At 36.4% G+C, this 25,680-nt stretch carries 20 protein-coding genes and 2 pseudogenes; 2 read left to right on the top strand and 20 right to left on the bottom strand.

Going from position 1 to position 25,680, the window contains the following annotated elements; all coding sequences use genetic code 11:
* Nucleotides 1–66: 66 nt before the first annotated feature.
* The 11 genes and pseudogenes from ACQCPR_RS10650 to ACQCPR_RS10700 all read right to left on the bottom strand — a co-directional run.
* Nucleotides 67–462 (bottom strand): hypothetical protein, encoded by a 396-nt coding sequence (locus ACQCPR_RS10650; protein ID WP_427137008.1) that lies wholly within the window; start codon nt 460–462, stop codon nt 67–69.
* Between the two features lie 153 nt (nt 463–615).
* Complete coding sequence (locus ACQCPR_RS10655; RefSeq protein ID WP_427137009.1) at nt 616–849, bottom strand: hypothetical protein; 234 nt, start codon at nt 847–849, stop codon at nt 616–618.
* Nucleotides 850–1,180: 331 nt separating this feature from the next.
* The gene (locus ACQCPR_RS10660; protein WP_340771749.1) at nt 1,181–1,597 is read right to left on the bottom strand and encodes a hypothetical protein; all 417 of its coding nucleotides are present in this window, start codon (nt 1,595–1,597) and stop codon (nt 1,181–1,183) included.
* Between the two features lie 955 nt (nt 1,598–2,552).
* Nucleotides 2,553–2,765, bottom strand: a complete 213-nt coding sequence (locus tag ACQCPR_RS10665; protein ID WP_427137010.1) for a hypothetical protein — start codon at nt 2,763–2,765, stop codon at nt 2,553–2,555.
* Nucleotides 2,766–3,162: 397 nt separating this feature from the next.
* Nucleotides 3,163–4,740, bottom strand: coding sequence for a DUF4179 domain-containing protein (locus ACQCPR_RS10670; RefSeq protein ID WP_427137011.1), 1,578 nt, complete (start codon nt 4,738–4,740; stop codon nt 3,163–3,165).
* Nucleotides 4,718–5,284, bottom strand: a complete 567-nt coding sequence (locus ACQCPR_RS10675) for an RNA polymerase sigma factor (RefSeq protein WP_427137012.1) — start codon at nt 5,282–5,284, stop codon at nt 4,718–4,720. The genes ACQCPR_RS10670 and ACQCPR_RS10675 overlap by 23 nt, the downstream gene beginning before the upstream one ends.
* Before the next feature lie 538 nt (nt 5,285–5,822).
* Nucleotides 5,823–7,124: an IS110 family transposase gene (locus ACQCPR_RS10680; RefSeq protein WP_427137013.1), complete on the bottom strand. Its 1,302-nt coding sequence runs from the start codon at nt 7,122–7,124 to the stop codon at nt 5,823–5,825.
* 216 nt (nt 7,125–7,340) lie between these two features.
* The gene (locus ACQCPR_RS10685) at nt 7,341–7,517 is read right to left on the bottom strand and encodes a hypothetical protein (protein ID WP_427137014.1); all 177 of its coding nucleotides are present in this window, start codon (nt 7,515–7,517) and stop codon (nt 7,341–7,343) included.
* Between the two features lie 382 nt (nt 7,518–7,899).
* Nucleotides 7,900–8,633: pseudogene (locus ACQCPR_RS10690) on the bottom strand (IS110 family transposase); the annotation flags it as partial.
* Between the two features lie 537 nt (nt 8,634–9,170).
* Nucleotides 9,171–9,356, bottom strand: a complete 186-nt coding sequence (locus tag ACQCPR_RS10695; protein ID WP_427137015.1) for a hypothetical protein — start codon at nt 9,354–9,356, stop codon at nt 9,171–9,173.
* Nucleotides 9,357–10,679: 1,323 nt separating this feature from the next.
* Nucleotides 10,680–10,898, bottom strand: a pseudogene (locus tag ACQCPR_RS10700) (pyridoxamine 5'-phosphate oxidase family protein); the annotation flags it as partial.
* Nucleotides 10,899–10,979: 81 nt separating this feature from the next.
* Here ACQCPR_RS10700 and ACQCPR_RS10705 point away from each other — a divergent pair.
* Nucleotides 10,980–11,582 carry a hypothetical protein gene (locus tag ACQCPR_RS10705; RefSeq protein WP_427137016.1) on the top strand — a complete coding sequence of 201 codons (603 nt, stop codon included), beginning with the start codon at nt 10,980–10,982 and terminating at the stop codon, nt 11,580–11,582.
* Between the two features lie 1,297 nt (nt 11,583–12,879).
* On the opposite strand, the gene ACQCPR_RS10710 is transcribed toward ACQCPR_RS10705, so the two are convergent.
* The 6 genes from ACQCPR_RS10710 to ACQCPR_RS10735 all read right to left on the bottom strand — a co-directional run bounded on the left by ACQCPR_RS10710 (nt 12,880) and on the right by ACQCPR_RS10735 (nt 21,212).
* Nucleotides 12,880–14,190, bottom strand: coding sequence for a dihydrolipoamide acetyltransferase family protein (locus tag ACQCPR_RS10710; RefSeq protein ID WP_427137017.1), 1,311 nt, complete (start codon nt 14,188–14,190; stop codon nt 12,880–12,882).
* A gap of 141 nt (nt 14,191–14,331) precedes the next feature.
* Nucleotides 14,332–15,315 carry an alpha-ketoacid dehydrogenase subunit beta gene (locus tag ACQCPR_RS10715; RefSeq protein ID WP_090563651.1) on the bottom strand — a complete coding sequence of 328 codons (984 nt, stop codon included), beginning with the start codon at nt 15,313–15,315 and terminating at the stop codon, nt 14,332–14,334.
* Nucleotides 15,315–16,325 (bottom strand): thiamine pyrophosphate-dependent dehydrogenase E1 component subunit alpha, encoded by a 1,011-nt coding sequence (locus ACQCPR_RS10720; RefSeq protein WP_427137018.1) that lies wholly within the window; start codon nt 16,323–16,325, stop codon nt 15,315–15,317. Before ACQCPR_RS10720 ends, ACQCPR_RS10715 begins: the two co-directional genes overlap by 1 nt.
* 170 nt (nt 16,326–16,495) lie before the next feature.
* Nucleotides 16,496–17,926, bottom strand: coding sequence for a dihydrolipoyl dehydrogenase (gene lpdA / locus ACQCPR_RS10725; RefSeq protein ID WP_427137019.1), 1,431 nt, complete (start codon nt 17,924–17,926; stop codon nt 16,496–16,498).
* Nucleotides 17,927–18,021: 95 nt separating this feature from the next.
* Entirely contained in the window at nt 18,022–19,116 is a 1,095-nt protein-coding gene (gene bcd, locus ACQCPR_RS10730; protein ID WP_090563656.1) for a branched-chain amino acid dehydrogenase, read from the bottom strand.
* A 74-nt stretch (nt 19,117–19,190) separates the two neighbouring features.
* The gene (locus tag ACQCPR_RS10735) at nt 19,191–21,212 is read right to left on the bottom strand and encodes a sigma 54-interacting transcriptional regulator (protein WP_269922928.1); all 2,022 of its coding nucleotides are present in this window, start codon (nt 21,210–21,212) and stop codon (nt 19,191–19,193) included.
* Nucleotides 21,213–21,340: 128 nt separating this feature from the next.
* Between ACQCPR_RS10735 and ACQCPR_RS10740 the strand changes: the two genes are divergently transcribed.
* Entirely contained in the window at nt 21,341–21,592 is a 252-nt protein-coding gene (locus ACQCPR_RS10740; RefSeq protein WP_090563660.1) for a DUF2627 domain-containing protein, read from the top strand.
* 144 nt (nt 21,593–21,736) lie between these two features.
* On the opposite strand, the gene ACQCPR_RS10745 is transcribed toward ACQCPR_RS10740, so the two are convergent.
* From ACQCPR_RS10745 to spo0A, 3 genes are all read right to left on the bottom strand, one after another.
* The gene (locus ACQCPR_RS10745; protein ID WP_427137020.1) at nt 21,737–22,459 is read right to left on the bottom strand and encodes a glycerophosphodiester phosphodiesterase; all 723 of its coding nucleotides are present in this window, start codon (nt 22,457–22,459) and stop codon (nt 21,737–21,739) included.
* The gene (locus ACQCPR_RS10750; protein ID WP_427137021.1) at nt 22,452–24,023 is read right to left on the bottom strand and encodes a DUF342 domain-containing protein; all 1,572 of its coding nucleotides are present in this window, start codon (nt 24,021–24,023) and stop codon (nt 22,452–22,454) included. Before ACQCPR_RS10750 ends, ACQCPR_RS10745 begins: the two co-directional genes overlap by 8 nt.
* A 758-nt stretch (nt 24,024–24,781) precedes the next feature.
* On the bottom strand, nt 24,782–25,573 hold the full coding sequence (gene spo0A, locus ACQCPR_RS10755) for a sporulation transcription factor Spo0A (protein WP_093496806.1): 792 nt from the start codon (nt 25,571–25,573) through the stop codon (nt 24,782–24,784).
* Nucleotides 25,574–25,680: the final 107 nt, after the last annotated feature.

The following is a 25,680-nucleotide window of genomic DNA, read 5'->3' on the forward strand; positions in this document are numbered from 1 at the left end:
GAGCTGCGTCCGATTTCGTATTGCCTTTTTCTATAAATCGAAGATTTTAATTTTCATGGGAGTAAATTATTCAATTTCCCCTTCTCCAGTCAGTTGTGTTCCATCAACCAAACCTAACTGTCCAAAAGTATATATGTATTCTGATTGATTCCTCTTTTTTACTCCATGAATATTTACAAAATATTCATTACCTACATCTAACAAATTATATATTCTTGAGTCCTCAATCATTACTTTATATTTCTCTTTATTTGGACTATTATCATTAGCGTTAGTTCCTATAACCCACATTTCCATATATTTTCCTGGTTCAATATGATGTTCTTTCTTTTTAATTTCAAAGGTCATAGCACTACTTTTATAAGACTTTCCTTCCTCAAAATTAAAATAAAATAAAAAACCTACTATTAAGAAAGAAATAATCATCCAAACTGTCCACTTTTTACGAGAATAATTGAACAAAAATCCACCTCCTAATAAAAGTTCTTCTTCCAAAAAACTGCTGCGTTACTGAAATAAGATAAATGCTATACTCCTGATTGAACTATAGCACCCATTAATTTAAGTACAAACTTTCACAATATCTATAAAGTAATAATACACCTGTTGAGTTTGTTATTCTTTTCCCTTATTTGACAGTATATATAGCCATACAAATATTACTGCAATGATTGAAGTGATAATAGAGTATCTAAAAATTTGAAAGAAAAACTCTGGATAAGGCGTTACAACAAATGATGTCATCCCCTCAAAATCAGTTGTGCTTTCTTCTCTTTTCATAAAGACTATTAATAAGAAGAAGGTTAAAATCAATGAATATATTCCCGTTTTCACTAAAATTTTCTCCATTTAAAATCCCCCTAAAATATATTGTTCTTAGCTCAATGGAGGTAGCTGAACATAAGCATTTGAGTTATTGTTTATTTTCATATTACCATATTCATCCTAATATACCTTATTAAACTAACCTGCACCTATAGTTCAATAAGAAAAAAGGCTTTACTCCGTCTTGAAGTAAAGCACCTCGTTAGTTGAAGTAGAAGACTCACAAACACTGACTATGGCATACTTTCAAATGAAACTTTCAACTCACTATCAAAATGAGACAAACTATTGGCTGGTTTAGTCGAAGAAGTACAATGAGAACCTATTAAATCGTGCCCCTTTGTGGCATCATCCACTAAGCCCCTATCCCTTCAAAATGGGTTTCTTCACCATTCTTAAAAACTTTCAGGTACTCATAGTCCCCTTTGACATTGATTTTGTACAACTTATATGTGTCTGCTTCCCCCTCAGAATTAGAAATGTCGTTCAGATAAATGTTAATCGAATTTTCATCTGTTTTGATATCTATATCTCCAAATTCTTTTCCATCATCCAAAAAATCTTGATTAAGATACAAATAGCGTTTTTTGGAATCGTTGTACATATAAATGCCAGTTCCTGTACCTTTTTCATCATTTTCTACATCCATAATAAAATTTTTCACAATGTCATTTGCCTTTTCTAAATTAATTTCTGAAATAGTTACTTTATTTCCTCCGCATCCTGTCAGAATACCGCAAACAATTAAAATTAGTAATAAAAATTGCTTCAAATTTATCCAACTCCTTTGTTTGTTTTTACCGCAACCTTATCACAAGCTGTCCGAATCATGAACATAAGTTAAACAACACTCTTGAACTAACCTGTTGCTTTACTTTAATACGCCTGAAACAAATAGATGTTCCAACTTTATATAAATTCTCCATTTATAATAAGTAAAAATCCATTTGGCTTATTAAACTAAACTGCCGCGTTAGTTCAATAAGAAAAAAGCCTTTACTCCTTCTTGAAGTAGTCGAGTAGAAGGGAACCTCTCTACCTTACGGTAGATTGTGTTCCACCCCCCTCACAGAACCGTGCTTGCGCTATTTACGCACACGGCTCCTCCAAATCATCCTTCACAAAATGGTGATTCTGCTATCCTCAATAGTTTAGTTTACATTTATTATTTCTACCGCTGTGTGTAGTAAATGTGTCCCTAGTGAGAGTGATCATTTGGTAGCAGCCTTTCCTCCATCGGCATTACCCAACTTCATTGGTACTACGCTGCTATCCGACTCCCTACAACGGCATTTGGTTTCCTCGCTTATTATCGCTTGTACACCATACTCTTCTATAAGAAGAAAAGACCGGTAGGGCCTCCCGAGTTGCCGTATCATATCGATGTGTGACGTGCCAAGGTCTCTGACTCCAGAGAGGTTTTATCCTTCTTGCCTTTAACGATGGATAAAATATAGCTTTCTGCCGTGCTTAAAACATCAGCCCTCTCGATTTACTAACATTATGGAGCTCAATCACTTCAACCAGTTGGCTTTCGGCCCGCCACCTAACTGTCTACGCTTAAAGGCTAATGTTACCATTAGCCCTCCAAGACTCGCTACGAGTGAATGGCTAGTTCTTTCTCGACGGGAATCCCACCCGCTATATGATACGACCTAGGCTCGGCCGCACAAGCACCTCGTTACTTGAAGTAGGAAGACGATAATATTTTTAAATAGGCTTAACTATTAAATCTTTAGCTTTTTCTTTATTGCCTTCAAATACTTTATAGTTTCTCCGTTAAATGCCGAAACGCTTTCTATACCCGACTCCTTAAATTTTTTTTCGGATAGTGCTAGTGCCTCAGCAATATCCATCTTAGGTGCTTGGTTAGTCTCCCCGTCTTTGTTGGAACAAGCAACTTTAAATAGTATTGTAAACATGAAAATCACCTTTTTCATAAAATCACTCCATCCCCAATATTAATTATTTCACATCATTATATACGGAAAGAATTCCGCATTAGCTTCGTGAGTGAAAATCCACCTATTAGCATACCCATTGTTTCTTGCTCCATTGACATATTTCTTCACTCCCCTAAAAACTTTCTTTTGTAATTTACATATATTCACTTATTCGTTACCATTCAAAAAAACCTTCATATTCAACTATCCTGCTTCTTAGTTTTAAAAAAGAGTTGCCTAAGCAACCCTCCTAACTTTATATTAAAGTACCCCGTTTATTGCAGTAGAATTGAAGTCGTTCTAATTTGCAATCACGCAATTAATAATGTGACAATTTCTACAGAATTTATTGAGGAAGACATTCGGTTCTTCATTTTCTATCCTCTTGACTTATTTATTCAAATAACGGAACTCGCCATTTGTTCTCTATCTCATAGTAGCTAGTTGCAGTTAGCAAATGCAAAGACATTTCTTCCGAGATATCATCTAAACCATTAGTTTTGAAGTAGAGCGTATGCTTGTTATCTTCTTTTCCATCTGTTGTAGTTTCACTATCAATCCTAAAATACTTTCCAGTACTATCCTTCAATATCCACTTACCAAATTCCATTTCGTTGCTTTCTTGATTCACTGCCATTTCAATTTCAAATATAGTTGGATCACTTGTATTTGCACTACTTTGTAATTCAGCCTTTTTTATTGTTACTTCATTTCCCATATATTTAAACGATACAGGATTCTCTTTAATTTCTTTAGGATTAAACTTAATAGAAAAATCAGTGGGAATTACTTTATAGACACCTTCCAATACGAATGTGAGATTGCTGTCATTTTTATCAGGTACAAATACTTCTTTCCATGCAGCATGCCCTATTTTTTCTTTTCCGCTTGCAGAACTTATGATTATTTTATCATCCATAGGTTCGGCCTGAATATAAGGAGAAAATTTCATTATGACATTGTTATCTTCATTTTCTATATGATATTTAATAGATGTTCCAAAGGATGTGAGTTCGCTGACGTCCAATCCGAACTGTTCTTTTAATGCTATAAAATTTTTCTCGATTTCTAATTGTTCTGATGCTTCGTACGAAGTTTCATAAAGCAAGGTATTCGACGTAGGTGCGAATTGTATTTCTTTTAAATTAATTGCTACTCCATTTATCGTTTGGTTTTCTTTATTAAGATTCACGTTTTTGGTGTTATCTTTGTTACCTGATATTTCTACTGGTATTTCTAAGTCCCAATTTCCCTGTTTGCCATTTAACTCGACAAGATGAAAATTGATTGTTACTTTCTCTAATCCAGGTTCATCACTTATAAACACTTGAAAAGAATTATAATCTAACCCTCCATCCAATCTGTAACCCATTTTATAATTGTACTCACCATTAAAACCGGTAACGGAAATACGGTTCCCTTTTATTGACTGATCTATGTTCGGTTTTACTACAATACCTTTTTCATTAATAACTTGTAAAGATAATGCTACTCGTGATGAATCTACAATTAAGTCCTCCACTTTAAATGTAAGTTGTTGATCTGACACTTCCAAATCAACTCTTTCTCCTAGCCCTTCATCTGAAGCCATATTTAGTCCTTCATCTACCTGTTTTGTACTAAACATGCCACCTATAAACTGGGCAAAGGCAGGGCTTAATGTTGCAGTTAAAACTACAGCTAACATAATACTAGCAGCCAGTAGAACGATGCGTTTCCAAATCAGTTTTTTTCTTCGAACATCTTTCTGTTCATAGGGTTCCAGTTGTTCCAATACAAGTGATGCAAAATGATCTGGTAATGTTGGTGATTGTAAATTAACTTTTAAAAATTCCTGTTCCTCTTTAAAAATTTGAACAATACTCGAACAGGTATCACAAGTGTTTAAATGAGTAAGTATTTGAGAATGTTCTTGCTGTGTTAGTAGGTTATCAGCATACTGGGAAAGTTTATCGGCCTTCGGACAGTTCATAAAAATAGCCTCCTTCACGATTTGTTGTTTCTCTCATTTTTTTCTTCGCTCTGTGAAGTTTATTTCGAACCCCTGAAAGTGGCACTTTAACCAGTTCACTTATTTCTTCATAGCTTAATTCATTTACATATCGTAATAGAATAATCAGTCTTTCATCTTCAGGAAGCGTCGAGATCAATCGTTCTAACTGTCTACTTTTTTCCTTTTTCAATAAAATAATCTCCGGATGAATAGAATCTACAACTCTTTCTTCGTTTATTTGTTCATGTTTCAATTGGTAGTTTTTCTTTCTAAATTCATCCATACAATGGTTAATAGTCACCCGATAAACCCAACTTGAAAACGATCCCTTATTATCGTACTTTCCAAGTTGTTGATATACTTTAATGAATGCCTCTTGAACTAAGTCTTGAGAAATCTGCGGATTTTTGGTCATCCGTAAAACAGTCGCATATAGTAGGTTTTTGTATTTATTTATAATGTGAGAATAAGCCTGCTTATTTCCGGTTAATACCTCTTGAATCCACTGCAACTCTTCTTCCATATGAACCTCCTTCTAAAACGAGTATGAGCATGTCTCGTTTTTTTCTCTATACTCTAATAACGAGTTATATAGTTAAATAATTTCATGTTCTTGTAAGATATTTTTTAAATAATTTTAGTCGACATGTTGAATTCCTAAAAAAGATTGTCCATTTTTTGTGAACGATCTTTTCTCTTGTTGAACTAAACTGCCTCTATAAACATTGAAGTATCAACGATTTTCATCACTTCGTGATGTGAGAAAAATTATTTTTCTATTAACAAATAAACATAGATTTGAATTTCTTGTTTTTATTACCAAGAAGAGCGTACGCTTCGCTAAAACTAATGGAAAACATTAGCTTTTCTTACCCATTATTTGATGCACAATGGATCTCTGCGATGCTTATGATGACGTACCCTCCCATGTCTCTTAGCGTCAGCGCGCTTACATTCCTTCGTTCGGTCTATTCATAAGGCAGAGGCCTGCTATGCTGCCGCAGGGACTCAAGGTCTTAATTTTAGTATTGTGCTGGCTTCTCCGTGTCATCCTTATTGTCTTAGTTCGTTCGATAGAAAAATGCATAAGCTGCCGTTGAGAGACAGTGGACATCGTTCATCATATGTTGCTCGTTGAAATGAACTTTCTTCTTACAAATACCATGTAACACCTTCAATAATTTACCACAGAGCACGACCATCGATTGTTTTCCCCTTAGGGGGTTTCGTTGAAGGCTTGTATAATATTCATGAAGATGTTTAAACGCAATGTTGTGTCTAACCAGTGGAACTATTACTTTGAATAATACGCTTCTTAACCTCTTCCGGCCGCGTTTCGAGATATGTTTATGCCCCTGATGTTGACCAGATGAATTTTCACGTAATGTTAATCCCGCTAGTTTGATGAGTTGGCGTGGATTCTCATACTGTGAAAAACTACCGACTTCTGAGAGCAGATCAACAATCGTGGCATCCCCTAAGCCTGGCACAGAAGTGAGATATACGTAATCTTCTGTGGACTTAGCCAGCTCGGCTAAGTGACTATTTATCATTTCTATTTCTTCCTCTAACAATCGGTACTGACGAAGTAGCGTGGCGATTTCAAGTCGTGCCATCTGCAGTCCTTCTCTCAATCCAATCGAGTTGTTGGCTACGTTTATCAGAAGTTTAGCCTTTGGTAATTGCGGAGCTCTCATCCCCTCTACCTGCCGGTAGAGAAAGACTAACTCTTCAGCCGTTTTCCCTATGATGTCTCTTGGGAACGGTGTCTTTTCGAGTGTAGCAAGTGCCATCTTTCCGAAGGTTGGATAGACTTGTGTAAACTCTGGAAAATACCGATCAAGCCAGCGAACGATTCGGTTTTTGATGCCCGACAAATCCTCTGTCATCTTTGAACGAAGTGTAGATCCATTCCGAAACTCAGCCTCGATATTCTTCAGAATACGGGGATAGCTAAAACGACCGTCCTTCATCAGTCGAGCAATGACGACTGCATCTTTCTTATCGTTCTTTGTCTGTAAGTTATCATCAAGCTCTTTTGCCTTCTTGACGTGCATTGGATTGACCATGACAAGCGGGATTCCATAGTTATCTAAGAAATAAGCAAGGTTCATCCAATAGTGCCCAGTGGGTTCAATCCCAACGATCACATCTGTTTTTTCATAAACTTTCATCGCATGAAGTACATTCTCATATAATACCTCAAATCCTTCTTTGGACTGGTGCACGGCAAAAGATTTCTCCAAAACACGGCCACGTTCATCTACGAAGCATGCATAATGTGTACGTTTAGCGATATCCATGCCGACAATTAATGTGTTTTCAGTAACTTGATTTAGTTTCTCATTCCATTTAGAATTCATAGATAGAGTCCTCCTATTTGATGTTGGGTCAATTCGACGTTGACACTCAGCATCATACTAGAGGGCTCTTTTTTCTGCAAGACCTCGAATAAGTTTCAAACAGGAATGCTGCCCCTTTATTTCAATAAGAAAAAGGCTCTACCCCATCTTGAAGTAAAGCACCTTGTTAGTGAAAAAGTAGGAAACTCTATTCTTGATTAAAGTGCCATAGCTTTTCTAAAGGAATATCTGAATAATAACTTCACAATGTGCCAATGCTAAATGTGCTGTAAGCATTCGTGCAAATTCACCGAGTCTTTCTCTATGTTCATCTTTAACAGACTCAACAGAGAAGTATGTAGCTGAGACAATGTTTGCACGTTGGTCATCATCTTCATAAATTAGCACTGGCATTTCAAAATCTTCAAATGTTGCAGGTCGAAATTCATCTAATATGACTAAAGCATATTGTTGGTCGCTAATTCAAACATCCCACACTTCAAAATCTCTTAATCTAATTTTACGTTCAAAATAATCAATCAAAATTATACGTCCCCTTTCAATTTATTCGACTGCTGAATATCTTTCAAATTTACATTTTCTTATTGAACTAACCTGCGGCTTTAGTTCAATAAGAAAAAAAGGCTTTACTCCTTCTTGAAGTAAACCAGCTAATAGGATGTCAATATTTTTCTTTAAAATTAGTATTAATCTTATGTTATACTATTTTGTGCATGACAAATAGCCCTCCAAAAACCTTATGGAAGGTTTTTACTTAATCACTTGTAACCAGTAATTACGCTATATCTTGGAAAGTTTCTTTTCGATTTAATAAAGCATAAATCCAATGAAGCAGTTTGTTAATGCAGGCTACTATTGCCACTTTTGCAGGCTTTTTTCTGATTTCTTCTTATCATAGAATTCTTTCAGCTTGTTGTTTCTTGAACTTCTGATACCGCACAATACGGCAAGATACAAAGCATGGCGTAATCTACTTGAACCTCGCTTAGTAATACGATTGGTTGTAGCAGTGAACTTTCCGGATGAGTGAACACTGGGATCTACTCCTGCAAAGGCAACCAGTTTTTTGGGATGACTAAACCGATCGATTTCACTAATCTCAGAGATGATCGTGGCAGCGATTTTTTCTCCGATTCCTGGAATCGATTGGACAATCTTGTAATCTTCTAATTCATTTGCCAAGGTCACTATACGAATTTCCAACTCTGAAAGATGTCCTTGGTACTGAAAAAGCATTTCAATATACATTTGAAGGTTGATCAAGTGACTGTGATACACCACTTTTTGAAATGGAATTCGAGATGCGGAATCCATTAATTTTTTTGCCTTTTCCAATGCCCATAGACTAGACCTTCTTGGACAAAACTCCATCACACATTCCGCTAGCTTACTTTCTCCAGCCGCTAGTACATCTTCTGAAGAAGGATATTTCTTTAACATCAATAAAGAAACCTTCGAATAAAGATCACCAAAAACCTTGCGGTATTCAGGAAACACCTGATCTAAAATCAGCTATTATCTTAACACGCAAAGAAATGTACGTAGACTTAGGGGAAGATCACTTTGACAAACAAAAAGAACAATCGATTTTACGATATTCTGTTCGATGACTTGAAAACTTAGGTTACAACGTACAATCACTGAACCAAATCCCTCCTAGTCCAACCCATAATTTAATTCTCATTTAGGCGCTGCACTTTTTTAAAAAATTATTGAGCTGCGTCCGATTTCGTATTGCCTTTTTCTATAAATCGAAGATTTTAATTTTCATGGGAGTTTAAGTAGAATACTTCACAATCTTTTTTTAGTACCGCCATAAACTTAATCCATTAAATATGTTATCCGTGCAAAAAGACGCTTTCTTATTCAAGAAAAGCGCCGGATAATTGTTATAATGATTAACAAAGAGCTACCCGAAATGTAGGATAGCTTTTTTAATTAAAATTTATTTGAGTTACTCTTTTATCGACTGACAACCATCTTCAAAATCGTAACCACTACCATTACAAATTGGATAATTTTTTTCAATTTTAACTTCCACAATCCCTACCCCTTTCTTAATTTATCTTCTTTTTCATATTGTTTTTCTTCCCATTTATCATAATCCTTGTTAAATTGGTCAAAATTGCCATCTTTTTCGAAATATTCTTGGAGATCTGGCATTGAATCGTAATCCCAATTACCTTCTTTATCGTCTGGATGATTGGTGTAATCATTTGGATCGTCTAACATAATGATTTCTTCCCCCTTACTGAAATTGGTATAACATATATATTTTAACTGTAAATAATTGCATGTTCAAGTTCCTCTAAATAAGAAAATTATACTATTATTATTCCCGAAATTTCCACTAGTTTTTTTCCTTTACTATGTCTATAGCAATTTTTCTTCATATTTCTTGCTTTTAAAACTAATATCCAACACAACAAATCACCTCAATACAATACAAAAAAACTACCTAATTACTTAGTAGTTTTTGATGGAAATGAACTTATGAAATGCACATGTGCTAAATTCTCCAATAGAATATGTCATTTATCCGCATTCATGAAATCTTATATGTCTATATCTTCTTTATTATTTTATTTGTGACACAAAGTAAGAGTAATTCTTAGAGTTTACTCTAAGTCAAGGATTTTTAATCCTCCTGCCAGTTTTAAGGTCCTTTCCCAGTGGTATAAACCAACATGACAATTGTTTTAAAATCGTTATTTGTATATAAAAAAAGAAAACTCGCCAAATTTGAAGCGAGTTTTCTTTTCTATATTTTCCGATTTCTTATTCAACTAAACTGCTGAGTTAGTTCAATAAGAAAAAAGGCTATACTCCTTCTTGAAGTAGTCGAGTAGAAGGGAACCTCTCTACCTTACGGTAGATTGTGTTCCACCCCCCTCACAGAACCGTGCTTGCGCTATTTACGCACACGGCTCCTCCAAATCATCCTTCACAAAATGGTGATTCTGCTATCCTCAATAGTTTAGTTTACATTTATTATTTCTACCGCTGTGTGTAGTAAATGTGTCCCTAGTGAGGGTGATCATTTGGTAGCAGCCTTTCCTCCATCGGCATTACCCAACTTCATTGGTACTACGCTGCTATCCGACTCCCTACAACGGCATTTGGTTTCCTTGCTTATTATCGCTTGTACACCATACTCTTCTATAAGAAGAAAAGACCGGTAGGGCCTCCCGAGTTGCCGTATCATATCAATGTGTGACGTGCCAAGGTCTCTGACTCCAGAGAGGTTTTATCCTTCTTGCCTTTAACGATAGATAAAATGTAGCTTTCTGCTGTGCTTAAGGCATCAGCCCTCTCGATTTACTAACATTATGGAGCTCAATCCCTTCAACCATTTGGCTTTCGGCCCGCCACCTAACTGTCTACGCTTAAAGGCTAATGTTACCATTAGCCCTCCAAGACTCGCTACGAGTGAATGGCTAGTTCTTTCTCGACGGGAATCCCACCCGCTATATGATACGACCTAGGCTCGGCCGCACAAGCACTCCGTTAGTTTAAGTGAAACCTTTCACTAACTTATCCTTTGCTGTTATTTATTCAATTCAATTCAACTGTTTCATTAACATCTGTCGATTTAGAACTTTGCCCCGTCATGCGTTTATAGAGAAAGGCGATTTTCTTCGTAAAATTACCGGTTTCCCAATATTCGGCTGCTTCCGCTTTAACCTTTATCAAGACAACTTTAGGATCATCATAAGAAGTTTGCATAATTTTCTCATATAATTTGCTCCACAATTCCTTTTTCTGGTCTGAATTTTTGTGATAAGCTTGAGTTTGATTGAAATAAAGATTGAATTGAAACTAATTCGATTTTTATTAGAAAGGAGAGAATAAAATTTGAAAAAAAACTTATTTCTTATACCAATGGTTGTATTGCTTGCTGTAGGTTGTAGCGACGATGCCAAAGTAGTAGAAAAAGAACCTGTGGTAGATGTGGTAGAACAAAGCAATAAAAAAGTGGACACAGTGGTGGTAGAAAAAGAAACTCCAAAAGAAACAACACCTGTTGAATCTGGTACGACGAAGGAAGTTACGAAAGATGAACCAAAAGAAGTGACGCCAGCTACAGGTAGCGTAGAAGATGGTGAACCGATGGATGACATTTCAGAAGAGGACTACCTTAAATCTTATTATGATTCAGCAGAAAAAGTGGGGTACGTTACCAACATCGAAAAAACGAATGCTGGAAACCAATTAACAGTGGACTTTGCTGAGTTTGTTATTGATAACTCACATGATGTTGGTTTTTATGTTGCTAATAAAGAAGTAGGGAAAGATAAAGTCATTGTGGGAGATAATGTTCAGTTGTATGTGTTGAACGGAACTGAGCTATCAGTTGCTTCAATTGAAAATATAGCAAATAAAAAAGGAGCGCTTTTTGCGTTTCTTTATGATGATGCTAATAAACTGTTTATGATAGAAGAAAAATATTTACCTTAAGTACTAAAAAAGACCTTTATGGTCTTTTTTCTATAAACAACAACTTATATAAGAACGAGAAATATTTTTCTGGAATTCTATTAATAAAAAGCTATGTTAAAGGTTAAGGTTGATTTTAAATACACATTATAAATGAGCTAGGATATTTTCTCCTGGCTCATTTTACTTTGATATTGTTTTTTACTAAGCACCCGTTAGCCATCCATGAAGCGCAAAATCAGCGCTTCACCACAGAGAATGAAAATGTGAAAATCGGGTATAGGATACTACGGCTGGCGAAGAAGGTCGATGAACTATGGTGCCATAGAGCCCATCCGTTAGTCTGACTCCAACGACCACGGTGCATCACAGACTGTCGCACTCTATACGAGTAGCACTCATGGGAGATTAATCCTACTCTGGTTATTGCACCAGCCTTGCCTTTATTCTAAGAAGAAGGAGTTGGTTCCTGATTTACTCTTTAACTCCAAATAAATAATCTGAAGGCTCAGCCTTTTTTAAAAAAGCTATTTCTGAGTCTCTTTGGTTATGCAATTTTGTTGATTTTGAGCATTTTTTAATTTTCATGGGAGTTGAAGAAAGTTATAAAAGTAAGCATTTATTACCTCTCCCAATTATGCATATATAAATTTGAAAGTTTAACTTCTATAATGGAATCCTTTTCAATATCAACTTCTACCTCTTTATCCTGTGGAAACAAATAAAATGCAAATGAATCTCCATCCTTATAATTTAAACCAGATGAACCAGAAGAATAAATTTTAAAAGTACTCCCTTGATATGTTGCGCATAATGAATATCCTCTATTTTCTTACCCTACTTTCCTTTACAGCATGCTTCTCACCTGTACTTGCGATGTCCACAACCGGAACTTAATTAGAGAAATTATAGGCAAATAATATGCTATCTTTTCAATCTTGAATTTCCTCACCTATACGCTCGAAGGTTGCCCTTTCAATATCTTCTAGCTGAATTAGTATAAATTTAGTTTAAAACCTTGAAAGTCATTTAGCCAATCAAGGTAATTAAATTCATATAAACTATTTTTATACATTTTATGATGACCTCTGTAATAATAAATATTTTCCGCTATGTTTTCTTCCATCGTCTTAACTTTCTTTCCTTCCAACGATTGAAAAGTTGCTGCAGTAATCATCGTACCGATCAGCTGTTCCTGTTCTTTTTCCCATAGGTCACTTTTTCTCTGTGGCGGCAGTTTTTTGTTTGTAGCACACAGTATTTAGCACATAAACAACAAAAAGGCAGAGCAAGAATGCTCTACCTTTTTATCGTTTTATTAATAAACAGATGTATTTTCTTTTGTTATGTTTTCTAGAATTTCTTTTACACGTGCTAGGAAACGACCGGCAACTAGGCCGTCTAGTACACGGTGGTCTAGTGAAAGACATAGATTTACCATATCACGCGCAGCAATCATTCCACCGTCCATGATGACTGGACGTTTCACGATAGATTCTACTTGTAAAATAGCAGCTTGAGGGTAGTTGATAATTCCCATTGATTGAATAGAACCAAATGACCCTGTGTTGTTTACCGTGAATGTACCACCTTGCATTTCGTCTGATTTTAATTTGCCAGAACGAACTTTTGATGCTAGCTCATTTACTTCACGGCCAATACCTTTAATCGTTTTTTCATCAGCATTTTTAATAACTGGAACATATAGCGCATCTTCTGTCGCTACTGCTATAGAAATATTAATGTCTTTTTTCTGAACTATTTTGTCCCCAGCCCACATGGAATTCATCATCGGGAATTCTTTTAATGCTTGCGATACAGCTTTCACGAAGAAAGCGAAGTATGTAACATTAAATCCTTCTTTTTGTTTGAATTCATTTTTGATAGAGTCACGATATTGAACCATGTTCGTAACGTCCACTTCAATCATAGTCCATGCATGAGGAGCTTCGTGTTTACTGCGTAGCATATTTGCTGCAATTGCTTTACGAACACCAGTCACAGGAATTTCGATATCTCCAACTGCTACTGGAACATTAGCTGATGTAGACTTTGGTGCTGGTGCACTTGCTGCAGTAGGTAAAGAAGGAGTGGATACCGATTTAGGCTCTGCTTTTGCATCTACTGGAATTTCTCCACTCTCTACAATTTTCAGTAGATCCTTACGAGTTATACGTCCTTCGTTACCAGTACCAGTAACTAAAGAAAGGTCGATACCATGTTCCTGTGAAATTTTTAAAACTGCTGGTGAATAGCGAGCTTTAGCTCCTTTTTCCCGTTTTACAGGAGGTGCAGCATGCTTTTGTACTTCCGTAGGTTTAACAGTTTCTGCAGTAGGCTCTTCAGGAGCAGCCTCTTTTACCTCCACTATTTCCTCAGAAGCTCCACCTTCTGTTTCTATTGTACAAACGATTTCACCTACAGCTAGTGTGTCTCCTTCGCTTGCGATCAGTTCTTTAATAATTCCAGTAAAGGAAGATGGCACTTCAGCAGTTACTTTGTCCGTGTTAACTTCAGCTAGCGCATCATATTTGTTTACATGATCCCCTGGTTTTACTAACCATTTTTCTATCGTTCCTTCAGTTACACTTTCTCCTAGCTGGGGCATTTTAATTTGTTCGATTGCCATTCGTTTTCCTCCTTATCAAATTCGCCTTGGCGTATTTGGGTCCAGATTTTTATCGAGCTTGCACGATAAATTCCTTAAAAAATCTGTGACATCCGCCGGAGGCATTAACTTTATTTGGCTAAGTCTTTTTTTTGTATGAAGTTAGTATTCCGCTAGCTCACGCATCGCTTTTTCGACTTTATCTGGATTGATCATAAAGAATTTTTCCATCGTTGGTGCATATGGCATAGCTGGAATATCAGGACCAGCAAGACGCATAATCGGTGCATCTAGGTCAAATAAGCAGTTTTCTGCAATGATTGCAGCAACTTCCCCAATAATACTACCTTCTTTGTTATCTTCTGTTACTAGCAGAACTTTACCTGTTTTAGATGCAGCTTCAATAATTCCTTCTTTATCTAAAGGATAAATTGTCCGTAAATCTAAAATATGTGCTGAAATACCGTCTTTTTCTAAGCGTTCAGCAGCCTGTAGCGCAAAATGCACAGCAAGACCGTACGTAATAACCGTGATATCTTCCCCTTCACGTTTCACATCCGCTTTCCCGATTTCGATTGTGTAATCTTCTTCAGGAACTTCACCTTTAATAAGACGATACGCACGTTTATGCTCAAAGAACATAACAGGATCTTCATCGCGAATTGCAGCTTTTAATAAACCTTTAGCATCATAAGGTGTAGATGGAATAACGATTTTTAGACCAGGCTGGTTAGCAAAAATTGCTTCTACCGATTGGGAATGATAGAGTGCTCCGTGAATTCCTCCACCGAATGGAGCACGGAAAACGATCGGACAAGTCCAATCATTATTAGAACGGTAACGAATACGTGATGCTTCGGAAATAATTTGGTTTACCGCAGGCATGATAAAGTCAGCAAACTGCATTTCCGCAATGGGACGTAGCCCATACATCGCAGCCCCGATTCCAACACCTGCTATAGCAGATTCGGCAAGAGGTGTATCTAGCACGCGATATTCTCCAAATTCATCATATAGACCGTTTGTCGCTTTGAACACTCCACCTTTACGACCAACATCTTCTCCAAGTACGAAAACGCGTTCATCGCGAGTCATTTCTTCTTTCATTGCAAGTGTGATTGCATCAATATAAGACATGATTGCCATTATGCATTCCCTCCTTCTTGTTCAGCATAGACGTGCTTCAAGGCATCTTCAGGAGCAGCATATGGAGCATTTTCTGCATAGTCCGTTGCTTCGTTTACTTCCTTCATAATACGATCATTAATCTCTTTTTCTAAATCTATAGATAAAATATCTAAATCACGCAAATACTTTGCAAATGTAATAAGTGGATCTAACGCTTTTCCTTCTGCAATATCTTCCGCAGTACGGTATTGTCTATCATCGTCATCGGAAGAGTGAGCTGTCAAACGGTACGTCACAGCTTCTATTAAGCTTGGCCCTTCGCCATTACGCGCACGATCTGCAGCTTCCTTCACTACTCTATATACCTCGATTGGATCTTTCCCGTCAACAGTTACCCCAGGCATACCATAACTGGAAGCACGGTCTGCAACTGTTTTACTCGCAACCTGACGCTCAAATGGTACAGAAATAGCATAATTATTGTTTTCAACCATTGTAATACATGGTAATTGGTGAACTCCTGCAAAGTTTAATCCTTCATGGAAATCACCTTGGTTAGAGGAACCCTCCCCAAGAGTAACAAAGGTAATAAAGTCTTTTTTCTCTATTTTCGCAGCTAAAGCTACTCCTACAGCATGCGGTAGCTGAGTTGTAACGGGTGAAGAACCAGTTAAGATTCTATTTTTCTTTTGTCCAAAATGACCTGGCATTTGACGACCACCAGAGTTTGGATCTTCTGCTTTTGCAAAAGCAGAAAGCATTAAATCTCTGGCAGTCATGCCAAAGTGTAAAACAACGCCCATATCACGGTAATAAGGAGCAATATAATCCTTTGTATTATCCAGTGCAAAAGCTGCTCCTACTTGAGCGGCTTCTTGACCTTGACAGGAAATTACAAAAGGAATTTTACCAGCGCGGTTTAATAACCACATACGTTCATCGATACGACGTGCCATTAACATCGTTTCAAACATTGTTAACACATCTTCATTTGTTAAACCTAATTCTTCATGACGGTTTGTTGTCATCTAGAACTCCCCCTCGATTAATATACAAGCAAATTGGTTCTCATTTCAGTATTTCCCTAGCTCAGAGCCCACCCTCTTGAGTCGTCTCAGAATGACAGAGAAAGGCAAAGGACGCATCTTACTTCAAGTCTTCCAGCGCTTTTTGCTGCTGGTCGGCATTTGCCACTTTTCTACATATGAATAGCTTTACCATCTACAGCTAATGCTGCTTCGCCTATTACTTCACTTAGTGTAGGATGTGGGTGAATTGTATGCGCAATTTCCCATGGTGTTGCGTCAAGAACCATTGCTAAACCTGCTTCTGAAATCATATCAGTTACATGTGGTCCTATCATATGAACCCCTAGAATATCATTTGTCTTTTTATCTGCAACAATCTTCACAAATCCATCAGATTCGCCGTAAACAAGTGCTTTTCCAATCGCTTTAAATGAGAATTTACCAACCTTTACATCAAATCCTTGTTCTTTTGCTTGTTGTTCCGTAATACCAACACTTGAAGCTTCAGGATTCGAATAAATACAACGTGAAACTAATGTATAGTCAATTGGCGAGATGTCGTTACCCGCGATATGTTCAATCGCAGTAATTCCTTCATGGCTAGCCACATGTGCTAATTGAAGTCCACCGATTACATCTCCAATCGCATATATATGAGATTCTTTTGTTTGGAATGTTTCTGACACTTGGATAAATCCTTTTTCTACAACGATATCTGTATTTTCAATGCCAATACCTTCTACATTCGCTTGTCTGCCAACAGAAACTAACATTTTTTCTGCTATAAAGGTTTTCATTTCACCATTTATTTCTGCAGAAATTTGTACTTCTTTTTCTTTTGTTTCTAATGTCTCTGGAAGTACTTTTGCACTTGTAACAAATGTTATACCCTTTTTAGCAAGTAGCTTTTGCATTTCTTTCGAGATATCCTTGTCTTCAGTCGGTATAATACGATCTGCATACTCGACCACCGTTACCTCTACTCCAAAATCATTAAGCATAGATGCCCATTCTATTCCAATAACTCCGCCACCTACGATTAACATAGTTTTTGGTAACTCTGTCATTGCTAAGGCTTCATCAGAGCTCATGACAAATTCGCCGTCAATTGTTAATCCTGGTAAAGTACGTGGTCTAGAACCAGTTGCGATTACTACATTTTTAGGTATAAGCATTTCATTTTCGTCGCCGTTATTCATTTCTATAGAAATAGTTCCACCTGGAGAAGGTGAAAAGATAGAAGGTCCTAACATTCTTCCTGTACCTTCATATACATCTATTTTGCCTTTTTTCATCAACCCTTGCACACCTTGATGTAATTGGTTAACAATCGATTCCTTTCGTGCCTGTACGCGACTAAAATCGAGTGTTACCTCTCCAGTATTTACACCGAAGTCAGCTGCATGATTTTTAGTAGTTGCATATACTTCCGCACTACGAAGCAACGCTTTACTAGGAATACACCCTTTATGTAAACAAGTACCACCTAAATTTCCTTTTTCCACGATTGCTGTTTTTAATCCAAGTTGAGCCGAACGTATAGCAGCGACATATCCGCCCGTACCACCACCGATAATTACTACATCATAATCTTTTGCCAACTTTACCATCTCCTTTAATATCCATCTAAGAAGGCCGCTTTACTTTAAAAGAAAGACGGCCTACTTTAGTTCAATAGATGAAATTAGTTGTTTTCTTAACGTCCGTTTAAGATATGTTTGCCATTTTGTAGGAATTGACTACGTGATTTGCTTACACGTGCAATACGTTCTTCCGCCAAACGGTCAGCAGCAACATATGATGGCACGCCATCGCGTTTTGAGATTTCAAAAATGCGTTCAATTTTATCGTAAATTGTAGCTACACGTTTCATCGCACGCTCCGCATTGTAGCCATATAATTCATCCGCTACATTGATAACGCCACCTGAATTAATAACATAGTCTGGTGCATAGACAATGCCCATCTCATGAATTATATCTCCATGCGTTGTATCACGTAATTGGTTGTTTGCTGAACCAGCAATTACTTTCGCTTTTAGTTGTGGAATTGTATTGTCATTAATAATTGCACCTAAAGCACATGGAGCAAAAATATCTGCTTCTTGCGAATAGATATCATTAACATCAACTTGAACTGCTCCGAATGCATTCACTGCACGGTCAACCGATGCTTGGTTAATATCTGCAACAATTAGTTTTGCGCCTTCTTTGTGTAAGTATTCGCAAAGCGTGTATGCAACATTACCAACACCCTGTACTGCTACAGTTTTACCCTCTAAAGAATCTGAGCCAAATGCTTCTTTAGCTGCTGCTTTCATCCCTACATAAACACCGTAAGCTGTTACAGGCGATGGATTACCTGAAGAACCAAATGCTTCTGAAATACCTGTTACATAATTAGTCTCCTCGTGGATTAAGTCCATATCCGCTACAGTTGTTCCAACGTCTTCAGCTGTAATATAACGACCATTTAACCCCTGTATGAAGCGACCAAAAGCACGGAACATTTCTTCATTTTTATCCTTTAATGGATCTCCAATAATTACAGTTTTTCCGCCACCAAGATTTAATCCAGCTGCTGCATTTTTATAAGTCATACCTTTCGCAAGACGTAATGCATCCTCAATCGCTTCTTCTTCAGTTGCATAATTCCACATACGTGTCCCACCAAGTGCAGGACCTAAAGTAGTATCATGAATTGCAATTATCGCTTTTAACCCTGAAGTTTTATCTTGGCAGAATACCAATTGTTCGTAATCATAAGTTTCCATATATTTAAAGATTTCCATGTGTAGTTCCTCCTAGTAGTTAAATGGGCCTTACTTATATATTCAATACCCCTATTGTTAGAAGTGTCTCCCATTTATGCTAAATGATATTTTTCTAATTTGTAATAAAGCGTGCGGAGTGAAATGTTAAGTTGTTTGGCGGTTCGTGATTTGTTTCCCCCAGAAAGTTTTAATGCTTGTGCCAATACTTTCTTTTCCATTTCATCCATTTGTTCTGCTAACGTACCAAGTGAAGTCTCTCCCTTGTCCTCACTTGGTATAACTAACATTGACTTTGGTAGATGGTATTCTTCTACCGTTCGATCATTTGGCTGCAAAAATATCATTGAACGACTGATGACATTTTCCAACTCTCGAACATTCCCCGGCCAGTCATATAGAAGTAAACTCTTCATTGCTTCTTCTGAAAAACCTTCAACATTGCGACCAAATTCTTGATTTAACTTCACGAGCAAATGCTCTGCTATTGCCGGAATATCCTGTTTACGATTACGTAAGGAAGGAATATGTATTGGCATCCGATTCAATTGATAATAAAAATCTTCTCTAAAAGTACCTTCTAGCATTGCTTTTTCGAGGTTCAAACTACTTGATGCGATGATTCTCACATCTACAGGTATTGATGTCGTTCCTTCTACTCGAATGATTGCATTTTCTCTCAGAACACGTAGCAGCTTTGCCTGTGTCTTTTTCGTAAGTTCCCCAACTTCGTCCAAGAAAATTGTACCATTTATTGCTTGTTCAAAAATTCCAGGTTGTATAAACCCATCTTTTTCAGATCCAAACAACTCTGTTTCTAGCAAATGTTCTTCCGTTGAGCTACAGTTTACACGAAGAAACGGATGATGCGATCGATTACTTTCACTGTGTATTGCAAGAGCAAATAAGTCTTTTCCAGCACCAACCTCTCCCCTTAAAAGTACGGTTACTGAAACGCTTGCTGCTAACTTTGCTTGCTCAATCGTGAAGTTTATTTCGTTTGAAGTACCAACAATATCTTCAAAGCTATATGTTGCCCCTAACGTTCTGATTAGCGTGCGAGCATGATCTAATTCTTTCATTAGCCCGCGCATTTCAGTCATATCGTGTATTACTCCAACACTACCTTTTAACTGTTGGTTAACGATGATAGGCGCGACATTGACGATAACATCTTTTTTCAGTTTCCCTACTCGTAGATTAACACCACGAACAGGCTTGCGAGTTTGCAACACTTTTAGGTGAATACTTTCCCCTTCGGAAATATCAGCTGTTGCGGGTTGCCCAATTACTTCTGCTTCGCTAAATCCAGTTATTCTTGTGTAAGCAGGGTTAATAAGAATACCTTTACCCTCTTCATCCACAACGGAAATAGCATCTTCACTTGAATAGATAATTGCCTCTAGCATTTTTTGAATTTCTGTTAGGTTTGTAATTTCTTCAGCTAGTCGAACTACTTCCGAAATATCCTTGAAAACTGCAAATGCCCCGACTTGTTTTCCTTCTTCATTTATCATCGGATAACGCGAGGTGACAATTTTGGTACCGCTTTCAAGAATGAGTTCTTTGTTTAGTTCGACACGACCCGTATCGAATACTTTAGGTAATTCACTTAAGGAAATTACTTCATGCACATGTTTTCCAATGGCATTTTCGACAGATATTTGTGTCATTCTTTCTGCACTTTTGTTAAATAAATTTACGATGCCTTGATCATCAATTCCAATCATACCTTCTTCAACAGAACTGAAGATTAACTCCTGCATCATCGTTTTGTGATCAATAATGTTTATATACTTATTTTTCTCTTCTAAAAGTGAAACAATTAAGTTGGCAATCTCGCCCGGTATTAATACCGCAGTGGCTGGCCTATTTGCAAGAAGCTCATGAAATACCTCTTTGTTTCCCGTAACATCAATGATGATCTGAATATCATCATTTAGGAGAGGTTTCCAATCTTTAAACGTAGGAATATTAGTCTCTTTTGCAAGTTTTAGCCCGGGAGCTTTTTCATCAATGTCTACAATAGCTTTTACTTGAAGATACTCAGCCTGTTGTATCAATTTCAAAAGTGCACATCCTCCATTACCAGCACCTACTATAAGTATGTTTTGCAAGAATATGCACACCCCCATTAATCATCTGCAACTTATTGCACTTCTCATTTATCATAACGCAAGTTTCTTTCGTTGACAATCATATTGTTGATAGTAAAATTAAATTAGTAAGAACAGGAGTGAAAAAAATGGCTCGTTTAGCGGCTTTAATCGTGTTATTAATTCCTGGAATTTTAGCAGCATTTGGGATTAAATTAATGAGAGATACATTTTTCGGATTACAAATCCTCCCTATTGGTGGCTTGGTCATACAATTTATAAGCGGATTAATATTTACGGTTCTAGGATTAGGCTTCTTTGCAGGGTTCTTATTGAACCGTGATCGTAAAAATGGGAAAGTAGCTCCACGATTTCAAAAGAAAAAAGACGTAGACTTATAATAAAAGCCTACGTCAAAATTCCGTGAAACACTTGATTTATGGCACTTAAAAGAATGAATAATACTACTAACATCCGTTTCATGCGGTCGCTCAGAGTGGAAATCAAATAAATCTGCGTTTTTATTTTTAGAGGACCGGGCGTCTTTAACCTGGTCTTTTTTGTTGTTGAATTACTTTTTCTGGGTAATCAGTGATCCATCCAATTACAGATTCATGTGGATTCTGAATATACTTTTCGTTGCCCTTTATGTTATAAAAGCGCATTGGAAAACCAGCATCCCATACTCTCTTCATTAAAATAGTATCGTAAAACTTTTTATTGAAGTGAATTGCATCTATTTCTTTAATAGACAGCACATAATCCCAATCTGAATTTTTTTTACCAATAAAAGCTGTTTGTACTTCTCTTCCCATCGCGTGTATTGTTTGCAGGATACTAAATTCGAAGGAAGAAAAGTGAACATCTGAAATGTGTGATGCTTTTTCTACGACCTCTCGAATTTTTTCATTTTTCCCAAGAAAGGATTCCTTCAATTCTATATTTAATTTTATTCCTAATGGAGTCACATAGTGAATGAATTCATCAAAGGTCACTACTTTAGAATAGAAAAACTTACGGTAGAACACTCGACCGAGTTTTAGCTGCAAAACTTCCTCTGCAAGCATATCAGTAATTCTTCGTTTATTTCCCGCTAATCGAAAAAAATCAATATCATGCGTAACAAAAGGTACGCCGTCTGCTGAAAGCTGTAAATCTAATTCAATCCCATCTACTCCTAGCTTTACAGCTCTTTTAAACGCTTTCATTGAATTTTCAACTGTTTTTGCTGCAGCACCACGGTGAGCATACACAGGTATATTAGACATTTAACTCCCCATTTTCCAATTTGAATTTCCCTTGGGTTTGTTTTGTTAGATAGGATGATTTGTTTCCAATTTGAATAACCGTACCTGGATTTGCTTCTCTTTTAATATCGATAAAATAATCTGAAGTTTGTCTTAACATTTTCAAAATTCGCTGAATCTCCTCATCTAACTCTTTCACTTCACGTTGAATTTCATTATATTTTTGCTTCGTTTGTTCATATACAGCTACTTGTTGAACAGACATTGAACTCTTAAATTGATTTAATTGACTTAAACTAAAATTGAGCTTAGTCGTTTCTTCCTGTAACTTCATCATCTCTTGTGCTTTTGTTTTCGCATTTTCCGTTAGAATTTTTCGGTCTATTCCTTGGACTACCAATTCCGTTTTCCTTTCTGAATTGTTTCCCGTATATGCAGATGTGATTGAATTGATAGCAATAGCTTTACCACCAATAATCTTCCCTTTACGCTCATCTAATATCAATTCATTACAGAAAATCTTAGACCCTAAAGAATAAAATCCAATGTGAATAGTATCTTTTGCCTCTAAAGTACATTCATTAGCATGTTTAACAAATATATTATGATGTGCCTCTACTTTTGTGATTCCTCTGCCAAATATGCCGCCTTTAATGAACACGTCTCCTTCTGTCGATTTTATAAGTTCTGCTGAATGTACGCCTTCATTAGATTCAATGGAGATATCACCGGAAGAGACTATTGAGTAACCAGCCATTACAGTTCCTCTAACTTGAATAGAGCCGTCAAATTTCAAATTACCTGTCTCCAATCCCACATCACCATCAATGACAAGATGCTTTTGAACCGTAAGTACTCCGTTTACTTCTCCAATTACTCCTTTTGTTTTTGAACGTAAAACTGTCTTACCGTCCTCTTCCACTTCATACGCGGATTTAGTGTCATATTTTAGAGGTAAATCATCACCCATCAATGCAGGTACGGATTCTCCAAGAATATTCTTACCCTCTGTTCCTTGCTGTGCAGGAATTTTTTCACCAAGCCATGATCCCTCATCAATCTCTACGATGAAGTTCATATCAAAGTAATCCGCTTTGCCATCTTCATTGATTACTGGTGTTTTTTCTGCTTGCTGTAAATAAGATATTTTGGCATTAGCACCTTTTTCAGGTGGAACTCCTTTTGCAATTATGTATGATTTACCCGTTTTAATCGAATTTAAATCCAATGGTTGCTGACCAAATACAATTCCATTGTCCTGAAGTAATTTTTGTATATTCTTTTGAAGACTTTCTATGTTTTCTTGTATAAAGTTCTGAGACTCGTAAATAGTGATTAACGCTTCCATTTTATCAATACTTATCTCTAACTCCATACTGTCGATCCAGCTTCCAACTTCAATCGGATCATGTGAACCACTTTCTACTGCTTTTTTTACAGCCATGAAATTAGAAATCTTCAGCCTCGGATGAGCACTAGTTAATTCATCAACTTTCTTCAGATTGTAGTTATCCTTTTTAATAGTCATAAATACTCGTCCATTATCTGCAGAAAGCATTATTTCATCATTCTCAATGATTATCATTGCATCAAACACTTCCTCTCATCATTATTATACTCACAATTAAAAATAGAGTGCTAAAAATTTTGAATTTGCTTAAAATATCGCTATTAATACCTAATTCTAATTATTTTTAATTAGTCTTACTTCAAATAATCCAGATATTTAGACTTATAACCGACCTCTTTTGAAGGGTACAAAGTAGCGATAAAAATAATTCTTACCAATATAAAAAGTCCTTTTTCATACTTTTGTAAATAAGTAAAACTGGGAATAAAGCTCCTGATCTTTAAGTTCATAACTGTTTCAATAGTTTTCTAAGGCTTCAAAAATAATAATTGCTCTATTATTACCTGAGTCAATTTCATAATTACTTGTTTCATTTAGAAATACAAATGTTTACTTAATATCGCAATATATTATTAGTTTTTTAAAATCAATCCCGTTGATTGGAGTGGCAGGCGGCGACTCCAGCGGGAACAGCGAGAGCTGAAAAGCCCGTTGGAAAGATATTGGACAAACTTTGTTTGACTGATGTCTTTCCGCGCCTAGAGCGGAACTCAGCGTAGTTCGGATTTAACAATACAATATTCTTTATGAAATTGATTCACCTAATTACTTTTTAGAAAAGTTAAGTGTGTTTTTGAATAACTAGTAAAAACTTATTCATCAAAAAAACCAGCGAATAATTAATTCGTTGGCTTTATTGGTGGCAAGTTTATATTGCTTTAATTTAAGAAATTGGAAGGTTTATAATTTATGATTAGTCCGGTAACAGGAATTTAACTAGCCATATTCTCCATACGAATTTTATCTGCGATCATTGCTATAAATTCACTGTTAGTAGGTTTTGATTTTAAATGATGGACAGTGTAGCCGAACAATTTAGATATAGTTTCATAGTTTCCACGGTTCCATGCTACCTCTATAGCATGTCGAATTGCTCGTTCTACACGAGATGGTGTCGTTTGAAATTTTTTAGCTATTTCTGGATATAAAACCTTTGTAATGGAGCCTAGCAATTCAATATCACTATAAACCATTTGGATAGCCTCTCGTAGGTAGGAATATCCTTTAATATGTGCAGGAACACCAATCTCTTTAATAACATTCGTTATTGTATTGTCAATCATACGCTTATTTTGTAATGCTTCTTTCTCGGGACTAGTTTTTACAGGCGCTTCCTGAACAAAACCTTTTTTGGCTGCTACTTGTTTAATTTGAGTTACTAAGCGTTCGAATTCAAAAGGCTTCAGCATAAAATAGGATGCTCCCAAGTCTACAGCTTGTTTCATTACATCCTCTTGTCCAAACGCGGTGAGCATGATTACTTGGATATCTTTAAGTTTATTGTCTTTTTGTAGATTATCTAAAACAGCAATTCCATCTAAATGTGGCATTATAATGTCGAGTAGTAATACATCCGGCTGAATATTCTCTAAAAGTTCTAAACAAAGTTTCCCATTTGCCGCAGTCCCTATTATCTCGATTTCAGGATGCTGATCAAAGTAGGATTCCATCGTCCGAATTAAATCTTTATTGTCATCTACTATTGCAATTTTTACCTTTTCCATTTTCTCATCCACCTTTTGTAATTTTTCACTCAGATACTATTCTCTTTAATTTCCTAATATCCTTTATTCTTATTAAAAATAAGGCTTTTATAATACATTTTCGTTAT

It is taken from the genome of Psychrobacillus psychrodurans, from assembly GCF_050209195.1.
GTDB classification, from domain to species: Bacteria; Bacillota; Bacilli; order Bacillales_A; family Planococcaceae; genus Psychrobacillus; species Psychrobacillus psychrodurans.

Excerpts from the sequence above, each read along its gene's own strand:
- ACQCPR_RS10655 (WP_427137009.1), bottom strand. The coding sequence starts at position 849 with ATGGAGAAAATTTTAGTGAAAACGGGAATATATTCATTGATTTTAACC.
- ACQCPR_RS10665 (WP_427137010.1), bottom strand. The coding sequence starts at position 2,765 with ATGAAAAAGGTGATTTTCATGTTTACAATACTATTTAAAGTTGCTTGT.
- ACQCPR_RS10670 (WP_427137011.1), bottom strand. The coding sequence starts at position 4,740 with ATGAACTGTCCGAAGGCCGATAAACTTTCCCAGTATGCTGATAACCTA.
- ACQCPR_RS10675 (WP_427137012.1), bottom strand. The coding sequence starts at position 5,284 with ATGGAAGAAGAGTTGCAGTGGATTCAAGAGGTATTAACCGGAAATAAG.
- ACQCPR_RS10680 (WP_427137013.1), bottom strand. The coding sequence starts at position 7,124 with ATGAATTCTAAATGGAATGAGAAACTAAATCAAGTTACTGAAAACACA.
- ACQCPR_RS10685 (WP_427137014.1), bottom strand. The coding sequence starts at position 7,517 with ATGCCAGTGCTAATTTATGAAGATGATGACCAACGTGCAAACATTGTC.
- ACQCPR_RS10695 (WP_427137015.1), bottom strand. The coding sequence starts at position 9,356 with ATGTTAGACGATCCAAATGATTACACCAATCATCCAGACGATAAAGAA.
- ACQCPR_RS10710 (WP_427137017.1), bottom strand. The coding sequence starts at position 14,190 with ATGGCAATCGAACAAATTAAAATGCCCCAGCTAGGAGAAAGTGTAACT.
- ACQCPR_RS10715 (WP_090563651.1), bottom strand. The coding sequence starts at position 15,315 with ATGGCAATCATGTCTTATATTGATGCAATCACACTTGCAATGAAAGAA.
- ACQCPR_RS10720 (WP_427137018.1), bottom strand. The coding sequence starts at position 16,325 with ATGACAACAAACCGTCATGAAGAATTAGGTTTAACAAATGAAGATGTG.
- bcd (WP_090563656.1), bottom strand. The coding sequence starts at position 19,116 with ATGGAAATCTTTAAATATATGGAAACTTATGATTACGAACAATTGGTA.
- ACQCPR_RS10740 (WP_090563660.1), top strand. The coding sequence starts at position 21,341 with ATGGCTCGTTTAGCGGCTTTAATCGTGTTATTAATTCCTGGAATTTTA.
- ACQCPR_RS10745 (WP_427137020.1), bottom strand. The coding sequence starts at position 22,459 with ATGTCTAATATACCTGTGTATGCTCACCGTGGTGCTGCAGCAAAAACA.
- ACQCPR_RS10750 (WP_427137021.1), bottom strand. The coding sequence starts at position 24,023 with ATGATAATCATTGAGAATGATGAAATAATGCTTTCTGCAGATAATGGA.
- spo0A (WP_093496806.1), bottom strand. The coding sequence starts at position 25,573 with ATGGAAAAGGTAAAAATTGCAATAGTAGATGACAATAAAGATTTAATT.